The sequence below is a fragment of the Aliidiomarina shirensis genome, assembly GCF_003987345.1.
Taxonomy (GTDB): Bacteria; Pseudomonadota; Gammaproteobacteria; order Enterobacterales; family Alteromonadaceae; genus Aliidiomarina; species Aliidiomarina shirensis.
The window spans coordinates 491,702-503,194 of sequence record NZ_PIPP01000002.1 but is presented as its reverse complement, the minus strand read 5'-3'; the positions used below and the strand labels follow the sequence as shown (position 1 = coordinate 503,194).

Here is an 11,493-nt window from a genome sequence, read left to right as displayed (position 1 = left end):
CATACTACATTTTTTTAAGTTACACTGCATACTTAGATTATTCATTCTAGCGCTTATATCAGGTTTTCCGGATGCAAAGAAAAAAACGCTCTCAACGATTCGAGTGCGCTACCACTCACCGTAGCTTTACGAGCACTGTTTGTATCAACAAGCGTAAGTTGAGCAGTAAGTTGAGCAAATTAGGTGCGAACCAAGCCGCTGGGTTTACCTTGGTAGAACTCGTTATCATTATTGTTGTTTTAGGTATCTTATCGGTAACTGCTGCGCCCCGAATTTTCGGTGACAGGGGTGTGGAAGAGACTACGTTAGAACCTCGTATTTTAAGCATGTTGCGTTTGCAACAACAGCGGGCTATGCAAGATACAATTCGGCCTTGTTATGGTGTTACGCTCACTGCGGCTCAACTTACACCAAAAGATTGCAATGACTCGGTAGCGGCGGAGCGCATTCTATCTTTGCCGAACCCTGCGGTATTAACGGTCGTTTCGGCATTGCCTGGGGCAAACTCGGGCTTTCTATTTAATGGTCTCGGGTGCCCGGTTTCTAACGGACATGAAACTAACGCTGAAGCTTGCGGTCAGAGTTCTGTTGAATTACAGATTGATGGTGTTGAAAACCGCCGAATTTGTGTGCAAAGCGAAGGATATATTCGATCAGGGAGCTGTAACTGATCACAAACTGTATAAATCTTGCAAAAGCTTGTTAACGCGCTTGCTCGCGCGATCACAGCTTGCTAAAGTTAAGCCTTTCGAACCATATAATCATCATAAAGGGAACAACCTCCCATGTTTAAGAAGTTGCGCGGTTTGTTTTCCAACGATTTATCAATCGATTTGGGAACAGCAAATACCCTCATATACGTGAAAGAGAAAGGTATCGTGTTGAACGAACCTTCTGTTGTGGCGATTCGCCAAGACCGTGCGGGCGGAAGCAAAAGTGTTGCCGCAGTGGGTACCGCAGCTAAGCAAATGCTTGGCCGGACTCCAGGCAATATTAAAGCTATTCGGCCAATGAAAGATGGCGTTATCGCTGATTTTCACGTTACTGAAAAAATGCTTCAGCATTTCATCAAACAAGTTCATGAAAATAATTACCTGCGCCCAAGCCCGCGCGTTTTGGTGTGTGTTCCTTATGGTGCAACGCAGGTTGAACGCCGAGCCATTCGCGAATCAGCACTGGGTGCTGGCGCTCGCCAAGTCGTGTTAATCGATGAACCAATGGCTGCAGCAATTGGCGCTGGCTTGCCCGTTTCGGAAGCAACCGGTTCTATGGTTATCGATATCGGTGGCGGTACTACGGAAGTAGCTATTATTTCCTTGAACGGTGTGGTTTATTCCAGCTCAGTTCGTATCGGTGGTGATAAATTTGATGAGGCAATTATCAGCTATGTGCGCCGAAACTTTGGCTCACTAATTGGTGATGCAACTGCAGAGCGCATTAAACATGAAATTGGCACTGCATATCCGGGCGATGAAGTTCGCGAAATTGAAGTTCGTGGCCGGAATTTGGCTGAAGGTGTTCCACGTTCATTCACACTGACCAGCAATGAAATTCTTGAAGCGTTGCAAGAACCATTGATGGGGATTGTTGCGGCCGTAATGACCGCCCTAGAACAATCGCCACCAGAATTAGCATCGGATATATCTGAGCGCGGTATGGTACTCACTGGTGGTGGTGCGCTGTTGCGTGATCTCGATCGCTTACTCATGGAAGAAACAGGCATTCCAGTTATTGTTGCCGACGACCCGTTAACCTGTGTTGCTCGCGGTGGCGGGAAAGCATTGGAGCTGATCGACGAGCATGGCGGCGATTTGTTTAGCGACGAGTAACCGGTGTCTTCTACTTTATTTATCCAAAGGGTCTCTTTAAGAGTCCGCCTAACGCTAGCCTTGTTGCTAGCGTTTTTGCTTATTTTTGCAGACCACAGGCTCGGTATAATGCAGCCTGTGCGTTCTGTTTTAAACTCGTTTGTAAGCCCAGTTCAATACCTTGCCGTAATGCCGGAGCAAGCACTTGATAATCTGATTAGCCAAGTGCAATCGCGCCGTCGGTTAGTGCGCGAAAACGAACAACTCAAAGAAGATGTGTTGAGTTTGCAAGGGCAAATGCAACGATATCAATTTTTAGTTAGCGAAAATGAACGCTTGCGTGGGTTACTTTCGAGTGAATCACGGGAAGAGCGGATGCGCATGGTGGCAGAGGTTATTGCTGTTGATTCCGATCCGTTCTCGCATCAAGTGGTTGTGAACAAAGGTAGCCGAAATGGTGTTTACATTGGGCAACCGGTTATCGATGCGGAAGGCGTGATTGGCCAAGTGGTTGATGTTGGTGTTATTACAGCCCGCGTGATTTTAATTTCCGACCAAAGCCACGCAATTCCTTTGCGCGCTGAATCGAGCGGTATTCGTGTAATAGCGCAAGGCGTGGGTAATACGAACTCGATTGAGTTGATGCACGTTCCACACTCTACGGAACTTGCAGAAGGTGATTTACTCATGACGTCAGGGCTCGGTGGTGTATTTCCGGAAGGTTATCCGGTGGCTCGCATCAGCGCCATTATGCGTGATGAATCGCTACCTTTTGCGCAGGTAAAAGCCGTTCCTGTGGCTAATTTGGATCGTATTCGCATGCTGTTGTTGCTTTGGGATAGCAACAGTGAATATCAGCCAATTCGAACTGAACAAGATGTTGAAGAGGAAAGGGGCTTATGATGATGCACCGAATAGCCCAGCGCAGCATTATCGTTGTCACTATTATTTTATCGCTTATTTTGGCGGTGATGCCGATGTCATTGGCGGTGGCGGTATGGCGCCCAGAATGGCCACTACTGGTCATGATATATTGGATTATAGCGCTACCGCACCGCGTAAACATTGGCTATGCTGCGGTGGTTGGCTTAGCGGTAGATATCTTACTTGGGTCTACCCTAGGCTTTCATGCTGCAGCCTACGCATTAGTAGCCTATCCGGCTGCTAAGTACTACCAGCGAATTCGTAATTTTTCGTTATCTCAGCAGGCACTGTTGGTTGCCGTATTAGTATTTGTTGCGCGCGCTATTGTTTATATGTTTGAGCACTATCTGAATAATGCGCCATTGATGTTCTATTATTTTTGGCCAGCCTTAAGTTCTGCGTTCTTTTGGTTGTGGGTATGCCCGGTATTGCGGAAGCTTCGGCGGCGGTTTCAAGTTACATGAGTGCGCTAATTCTCGCTTCCGCATCGCCACGCCGGCAAGAGCTACTAAAATTACTTGGCTATCCGTTTATAACGCAACCTGCGGATATTCTCGAACAAAAACATCCGCAGGAATCACCCAGCGATTACGTTCAACGTTTGGCCCAAGAAAAAGCAATGGCCGTGCTCATGCAATCAGCGCAACCAGATACGGCGGTGCTTGGCTCTGATACCGTTGTGGTAGTGGCTAACGAAGTGCTTGAAAAACCGGTTAACTTCGAACACTTTCAAGCTATGATGCAACGGCTAAGTGGCCGCAGCCATCAAGTATATACTGCAGTTTGTTTAGCAACTGCAAATCAGCAATGGCAATGCTGCGTGGTAACCGATGTTACCTTCCGGGAACTATCAGCTGAAGATATCGAAACCTATTGGGCGTCCGGCGAACCGAAAGATAAAGCCGGTGGGTACGGAATTCAAGGATTAGCTGGAAAATTTGTAACGCGCGTTAATGGCAGCTATTTCGCTGTGGTTGGCTTACCTTTATATGAAACTGAGCACTTGCTAAAGCAGTGGTTAGCAACAGATTCGGAATAATGTGAAATGAGTGCGGAAATATTAGTTAATGTTACTCCAAGCGAAACGCGTGTAGCTCTTGTGGAAAATGGAATTTTGCAGGAAGTACATATTGAACGGCAAGCTCGACGTGGCTTAGTGGGCAATGTTTATGTTGGAAAAGTAAGCCGTGTTTTGCCTGGTATGCAGGCGGCATTTGTAGATATTGGCTTAGATAAAGCTGCCTTTTTGCATGCCTCGGATATAATCACCCGCATTGATAATGTGGAAGAATTGGATCGTGATCAATTACCGCCTCCAGATATTTCTCGCCTCGTCCGCCAAGGCCAACACATTGTTGTGCAAGTGGTTAAAGATCCATTAGGCACAAAAGGCGCGCGTTTAACCACTGACATTACGATTCCATCACGCTATTTAGTGCTGATGCCACGCTCTAACCATGTGGGTGTTTCCCAGCGTATTGAAAGTGAACCAGAGCGCGATAGGTTACGCAGTGTTGTTACCAAATTTAGTGATGAGAATTTGGGCTTTATCGTGCGTACAGCCGCCGATGGGGCTGGAAAAGAAGAGCTCGAACAAGACGCACTGTTTTTGCGCAAGCTCTGGGAAAAGATTCAAGAACGGAAGAAGAAAAACGCCAAAGGTGGCGTTTTATATGAAGATTTGAATTTAGCCGCACGAATTTTACGTGATTTTGTCGGTGTTGAAATTGAACGAATTCGTGTTGATTCACGTCTAAGTTTTCAGCAGCTGCACGAATTTGTGGAAGAATTTGTTCCACAATTGGCCTCACGCCTTGAATATTATGAAGGCGAACGGCCGATTTTTGATTTGTTTGATGTGGAAAATGAAATTCAGCGGGCGCTCGACCGACGAGTGCAGTTGAAATCGGGTGGCACGTTAGTGATTGATCAAACGGAAGCGATGACCACAATTGATATCAACACCGGTGCTTTTGTTGGCCACCGCAACTTAGAAGAAACAATTTTTAATACCAACACGGAAGCTACACAAGCCATTGCCAGGCAACTGAGGTTAAGAAACTTAGGCGGTATTATTATTGTTGATTTCATCGACATGCAGAATGAAGATCATAAACGCCGAGTACTGCATAGTTTAGAGCTGGCACTTGCTAAAGATCATGCAAAAACCAGTATTTCGGGTTTTACCTCGTTGGGTTTGGTAGAGCTTACCCGAAAAAGAACCCGCGAAAGCCTCGAGCATATATTGAGTTGTGAATGCCCCGTTTGCAAAGGCCGCGGTTCGATGAAAACGGTGGAAACGGTATGTTATGAAATTATGCGTGAGATCGTTCGGGTGAATCGGGCCTACGCTGCTGATAAATTTGTGGTGTATGCCTCTGCCGCGGTAGCTGAGCGGTTGTTAAATGAAGAATCGCATGCGTTAGCTGAATTGGAAGTATTTGTAGGAAAGCAGATAAAGATTCAAATTGAGCCTTTGTATCATCAAGAACAATTTGATGTGGTGATGATGTAGTGAATGTAAGAAGTACCGTAAGTTTTATAATTCGCAAGCTATGGCTTACTGCAGCAGTGCTGCTGGTGGGCTTGGCGGTGCTGATTAGTATTGTTCGATTTAGTTTACCTTACCTCGATCATTTTCGTACCGATATAGAGCAGCAAATTAGTTCGCGTTTTAATCAAGAAGTGCAAATTGGCTCCTTGAGCGCAACCTGGAGTGGAATTGGCCCCGCTTTAGTGCTGAATGACGTTGAACTCGTAGTTAGTGAGGGTACGGAAGCAACCGTTACGGTACGTGATTTACGCCTTGGCATCGATTTTTGGAATAGCTTGTTGCAGCGGCAAGTGCTACTTGATCATTTTGTGCTTACCGGAATGGAACTCGATGTTTACTATCAAGGTAATTCCCAGCAGAACTTACTTCAGGAATTACAGGAACCGCTCGAAACCTTACTTTTTCAACAGCTCGAACGCTTTCAAATGCACGAAAGTATTGTGCGCATGCATATCGGTAATCAAACACCACGGGCGGTGGAAATTGAAGAGCTGCGCTGGTATCGCGATGATGCGCGAAAACAAGCTACGGGATTATTTCGCATTCCCGATATAACCGCGAACTCTTTAGATTTCGTGCTCGATCTTCATGGCAGTTCCTTTGCGGAAATGAGCGGAAGTTTATACGTAGAGGCTCAGCAATTAGATATATCGCCTTGGTTGCAAGAAGTAACACAAACATCGTCGATTGAGCGCGCGGAATTCAACTTACAGGCATGGCTCGATTTCGACGATGGGCAATTTGGTGATGGCCAAGTTCGCTTTGCAGAAAATATTCTTGAGTGGAAAAAAGACGACGACGTTCATCGGTTAGTGACAACGCCAACTGTATGGACACTTTTTCCTGAGACCCGCGGCTGGATCTTAAATTCAAATCCAATGGTAGCTCGCTTAAACGAGCAAGAGTGGCGCCTTGAGCAAGTTACATGGCAATACTCTGAAGGCGCGCACATTTGGAACCTCAATGATATCGAACTGATTGATTTCGGCCCTGTTTGGAATTTATTCGGCGCTCCGGGTGTTGCTATGGGCGATTGGGCCGATGGATTGCAGCTCCAAGGCTGGTTAGATTCGTTACAAATTCAGCTCACAGATGAACGAGAATGGCAGCTTTACGGCCGTGGTAGCGATATCGCGTGGCAACCGCATCGAGGTGTGCCGGGCATCAACGGTTTGCAAATGGAAGTTTGGAGTACGTTAGCGCAAGGTAATTTTTTGATTCAAGGTGATTCGGTAGCCTTAAGCTCACCAGCAACTTACAACGATGCCAAAGTATTAAACGAGGTTTTAGTATCGGGTGGTTGGTCGCAAGAGCAGGGCAGTTGGGAGCTGGATGTTGATGAAGCGTTATTTAGTTTGCCGGGCGCAGATATTAGTCAAGAAGTTCGCTTTAGTGGTACGCAGGGTGAACCGGTAGAAGTTGATTGGCTTTTAAATGGTGGCACACCCGGTATGGATGTGTTGGAAGTGGTGTCGCTATTGCCATTACAGCTCGGAGAAAAGTTAGGCAACTACCTAACAGATTCATTACTCGATGGTGATGTAGATAGCCTAAGTATGGTTTGGCGTGGCCCGATAAATAGCTTTCCGTACACTGAAGGTGAAGGGGTGTTGCAAGCGCAAGCGCTGATAAACAACATGAATTACCGCTTTCAACCCAATTGGCCCGCGGTTATGGGAACACAAGCCGAGCTTACGTTTTCAGGTGATCAGCTAAATATCAGCGCCCGTGGAGGTAGTTTACAGGATATTCCGTTAACCACGGTTGACGCGAAGATCATGAATATAAGCGGTGCAGATCGGCATTTACATATTGCAGCTGATGTTCAGGCCAATGGCACTCAACTGCGCGAGCTGTTTATGGCTAGCCCACTAGAGAAATCAGTGGGTGCAGCGCTTTCGCGGGTGTTGCCTACCGGCGATTTATCGGGCGCGTTTACTTTAGATATTCCGTTGCCGAAAGGCGAAAAACCAGTGGTTCGAGCGCAAGGCCGCGTAGATTTCGCTGAGCAAGATATTCACATTCAACCGGTTAACTTGTGGTTACGCGATGTTGATGGTTACTTAACATTTGATAATGCCGATATTAATTTTGTAACGGAGCGTTCATCAGTGTTTGGTATGCCGGTAAATGTATCGTTAACCGGTGCCCGGGGAGATAATGGATATGAACTTGAAAGCACTATTCAAGCCGATTGGCAAGCCGAGCAACTGCAATCAGAGCAGCCCGATATTCCGCTTATTCAACAACTAGAAGGTAGCCTCAATTGGGAAGCCGATTTCACTATGGAATTAGCGCCTGAAGGTTACCAGTATCGTTGGTTGATGGATGCAAACTTAGAATCGTTAGCCATGCTATTGCCGGAACCCTTTGCAAAAACAGCAGGTGAAGATCGCAGTATCCGTATTGAGGTAGCCGGTAACCAAGAGCAATTGCGAGCTACTGCAAATACGCCTGCTGTATTTGATTTACGCGGTGATATGCGGATTGGCTCCGGGGCATTTCAAGCGCTTGAACTGCAAATTGGCGATAGCCCATATACCGTTGGTGCGCGCCCAGAAAATGGTTTCCGCATTATGGCGGGTATGCAAGAAGCTGAGTTGGGTGATTGGCTACCGGTGATTGTTTCGTTAAGTAGTGCTATTCCAGAACGAGCTGAAACGATTGTTAACACTGATTTGAACAATGTAACCCGCTCACCTATTCCGCCGCTATCACGGGTTGATGCGACCATCGGCAGTTTGCAGTGGTTCGGTCAGGATTTCACGAATACGGAAATTGAGGGTCGTAGCAGTGGTGATGGTTGGTTACTCGATGTGAACGCAAGTAACGGCCGAGCACGCATCGATTGGAGTACGATTGGTGAAGGGCAATTAACAGTTGCAGCCGATTTTTTAGAGTTAACGAGCCCGCCAGAAGTTGATAGTGATAGCCGAGTTATTGAAGATCGCTCATGGCTTGATAACATGCCACCGATTATTTTTACTTGCCGAATCTGCCGCTTTCAAGAACGCGAGTTAGGCGAAGTTGCTATGCGCTTAGAACCGGCGAATAAAGAAGAGCAAGTTCGCCAGTTTGAAATACGGAAAGGCGGCACCGTGTTGCAGGCGCGCGGTGGCTGGTCCGGTGAAGGGGCTGAATTACGCACGTCATTGCAGGGCAGCTTAAAAAGTAACAATATCGGCTCGTATTTAAATGAGCTTGGCTTTAATTCAGTGGTTCGTGATTCTTCTGCCGATTTTCGGTTCCAGCTTGGCTGGGATGGCGCACTGCAAGACTGGAATAAAGAAACATTGCGTGGAGAGGTGAACTGGTCGTTAGGAGCCGGGTATTTACGCGATGTTTCCGATGGTGGCGCGCGCTTACTATCCATTTTGAGTTTGGAGAGTGTGCTGCGCAAACTTACCTTAGATTTTCGCGATATATTCGCGCGCGGCATGTTCTATTCGTCGTTTGGCGGTACGTTAACCTTAGATCAAGGTGTAATTAGTACCGATAACACTCGAATGAACGGCTCTGCTGGTGATATGTCGGTGGCGGGGTACACGAATTTATTGGATGAGAGCTTACATTACCGATTGAGCTACGTACCTAAAGTAACGTCTAGCTTACCTGTGTTACTCGCATTTATGGTGAACCCGCCAAGCGGTATCGCTGCGCTTGTACTCGATAGAATGCTTCATGATGCGGAGGTTATTTCGCGATTGGAGTACGAAGTAACGGGCTCTATGCAAGAACCGGTTGTTACAGAAGTACAACGTGATAGTGCTGAAGTAGAGCTGCCAGAGATGGCCGAAGATGTGCTGCCGCCAGAACTCCCAGAAAATACCGAAGCGAAACGGGAACAAGGAGGCGAACAAAATGAGTGATATAACCGCAGTGCCGCAGATTACGTTATTACAATGGACTTCACGGGCTGATTGGGAAGCGAATAAAGCCTATTTGCTTGCGGCGTTTGAAAAAATTCAAGCAAGTAATGCGCGTACCAATGTAGGTGGGCCTCATCTTGTGATTTTGCCTGAAGCTTTTGCGCGGTTTGGTGCCGGCGAAGCTGCCCAAGGTAAGTATGCGGAAGAATTGGGGCAGGGCCCGATTCAAGATTTTATAGCTGATTGTTGCCGCCGTTTTAACTTCTGGATATTAGCCGGTACTATGGCGATTCGCGGTGGCGAGCGCTACGCTGCGGCGTCGTTGTTATTTGATGCTCACGGCGAGCTTGCTGCACGGTACGATAAAATCCATTTGTTCGATGCGAGCGTAAACGATAATACCAAAAGTTATCGAGAATCAGCCTTCACTAAGCCAGGAAATAAATTGGTTGTAGTGGATACGCCGTTTGGAAAAATGGGCTTAGCGGTTTGCTATGATTTACGTTTTCCGGAGATGTTTCGGGCGTTGCGCGCGCAAGGTGCTGAGTTGATAACATTACCTTCGGCTTTTACCAAAGTTACTGGCGAAGCCCATTGGCAGCCACTTCTGCAAGCTCGCGCCATTGAAAATCAGGTGTATCTCTTGGCGCCCAACCAAACGGGAACCCACGATGATGGTCGTGAAACTTGGGGCCACAGCATGATCGTAGACCCTTGGGGTAGAATATCAGCCACGTTAGCATCGGAACCGGGCTTCATCACATTTACTCCCGATTTTAATGAATTAGAAGAACTGCGCGGGCGAATGCCAGTGCAGCAACACAATCAGTTTGAGGTAACGTTTTTAAATGATTAATACTCAGGTGGCCGACCACTTATTGCATAACGCTGAACTCGATTACAGTGCACTGCAAAACAGCTTGCAAAGTATCTACAGCGGCAGCGTGGATTACGCGGATATATATTTGCAGAGCAGTATCCATGAAGCCTGGGTATTGGAAGATGGCATTGTAAAAAGTGGCAGCTTTAATATTGAGCGGGGCTTGGGTGTTCGTGCAGTTAGCGGCGAGAAAACTGGTTTTGCCTATGCCGATAGTATTGATCCTGCCGCACTCAAACGCGCATCTGCGGCGGCTCGTGGTATTGCCGATCATGGCGAAAGCCGCACTGTTGCTGCGTTAACTGCGGGCAACGCGAAACCTTTGTACGGTGTTGATAATCCATTAGATAGCTTTTCTGAACATAAAAAAATTGAATTGCTCCAAGCCATGGATAAATATGCGCGCAAGCTTGACCCGCGAATTCAAGAAGTTTCAGTTAGCTTAACCGGCACCTATGAGCACATTTTAGTGGCTGCTACCGATGGCACATTGGCAAGCGATGTACGCCCATTAGTGCGCTTGAATTGCAGTGTATTGGCCGAGCAAAATGGCCGCCGTGAGCGTGGTTCTTCAGGGGGTGGTGGCCGCGTTGATTATCACTATTTTATGCAGCCAGTGTTTATTGATTCAGATTCAGTTAAGCAAGCTAGGGGTTCCGATAAGCTGCGATATTTAAGTTATGTTGATGAAGCGGTTCGCCAAGCACTAATCATGTTGGAAGCGAAACCGGCACCCGCTGGAACTATGCCGGTTGTATTAGGCGCAGGCTGGCCTGGTGTGCTGTTGCATGAAGCGGTTGGTCATGGATTAGAAGGTGATTTTAATCGAAAAGGCGCATCATCTTACAGTGGCCGCATCGGCGAGCAAGTTGCTGGGAAAGGCTGCACTATTGTGGATGATGGCACCATTGCGAATCGCCGCGGTTCTCTCAGCGTTGATGATGAGGGCACGCCAAGCCAATATAATGTGCTTATTGAAGATGGCCGCCTAGTGGGCTACATGCAAGATAAATTGAATGCGCGGCTGATGGGCGTAGCGCCCACAGGAAATGGCCGTAGAGAATCATACGCGCACTTGCCGATGCCACGAATGACCAACACCTATATGTTAGGTGGTGATAAAACGCAGGAAGAAATTATTGCTTCGGTGAAACGTGGTATTTTTGCACCGCAGTTTTCTGGCGGGCAAGTTGATATTACATCTGGGAAGTTCGTGTTTTCGGCATCAGAAGCTTATCTCATTGAAGATGGTAAAATTACTGCACCGTTAAAAGGTGCCACACTTATTGGTAACGGGCCGGAAGCAATGGCTGCGGTTTCCATGATAGGGAATGATTTAGCATTAGATACGGGTATTGGTGTGTGTGGTAAAGATGGCCAAAGTTTACCCGTAGGTGTGGGTCAGCCAACGCTGAAGATAGATAACATGACAGTGGGTGGTACGGAATAGATGTACCG

Annotated in this window: 9 protein-coding genes; all 9 read left to right on the top strand. The window is 47.2% G+C overall.

From position 1 onward, the window contains the following. The first annotated feature begins 170 nt into the window (after nt 1-170). The 9 genes from CWE13_RS06410 (at nt 171) to tldD (ending at nt 11,485) form a co-directional block, all read left to right on the top strand. Nucleotides 171-671, top strand: a complete 501-nt coding sequence (locus CWE13_RS06410) for a type IV pilin protein (RefSeq protein ID WP_198677903.1) — start codon at nt 171-173, stop codon at nt 669-671. A gap of 114 nt (nt 672-785) precedes the next feature. Next, entirely contained in the window at nt 786-1,829 is a 1,044-nt protein-coding gene (locus CWE13_RS06405) for a rod shape-determining protein (RefSeq protein ID WP_126765152.1), read from the top strand. A gap of 3 nt (nt 1,830-1,832) precedes the next feature. Continuing rightward, nucleotides 1,833-2,711: a rod shape-determining protein MreC gene (gene mreC, locus CWE13_RS06400; RefSeq protein ID WP_126806959.1), complete on the top strand. Its 879-nt coding sequence runs from the start codon at nt 1,833-1,835 to the stop codon at nt 2,709-2,711. Next, nucleotides 2,708-3,196 (top strand): rod shape-determining protein MreD, encoded by a 489-nt coding sequence (gene mreD, locus CWE13_RS06395; protein WP_126806957.1) that lies wholly within the window; start codon nt 2,708-2,710, stop codon nt 3,194-3,196. The genes mreC and mreD overlap by 4 nt, the downstream gene beginning before the upstream one ends. Beyond that, entirely contained in the window at nt 3,151-3,771 is a 621-nt protein-coding gene (locus CWE13_RS06390) for a Maf family protein (RefSeq protein WP_275540852.1), read from the top strand. Before mreD ends, CWE13_RS06390 begins: the two co-directional genes overlap by 46 nt. Before the next feature lie 6 nt (nt 3,772-3,777). Beyond that, nucleotides 3,778-5,247: a ribonuclease G gene (gene rng, locus CWE13_RS06385; protein WP_126806953.1), complete on the top strand. Its 1,470-nt coding sequence runs from the start codon at nt 3,778-3,780 to the stop codon at nt 5,245-5,247. Continuing rightward, the gene (locus tag CWE13_RS06380) at nt 5,247-9,155 is read left to right on the top strand and encodes a YhdP family protein (RefSeq protein WP_126806951.1); all 3,909 of its coding nucleotides are present in this window, start codon (nt 5,247-5,249) and stop codon (nt 9,153-9,155) included. Before rng ends, CWE13_RS06380 begins: the two co-directional genes overlap by 1 nt. Further along, complete coding sequence (locus CWE13_RS06375) at nt 9,148-10,011, top strand: carbon-nitrogen hydrolase family protein (protein ID WP_126806949.1); 864 nt, start codon at nt 9,148-9,150, stop codon at nt 10,009-10,011. Before CWE13_RS06380 ends, CWE13_RS06375 begins: the two co-directional genes overlap by 8 nt. Continuing rightward, complete coding sequence (tldD, locus tag CWE13_RS06370; protein WP_126806947.1) at nt 10,004-11,485, top strand: metalloprotease TldD; 1,482 nt, start codon at nt 10,004-10,006, stop codon at nt 11,483-11,485. The genes CWE13_RS06375 and tldD overlap by 8 nt, the downstream gene beginning before the upstream one ends. The last annotated feature ends 8 nt before the right edge of the window (nt 11,486-11,493 follow it).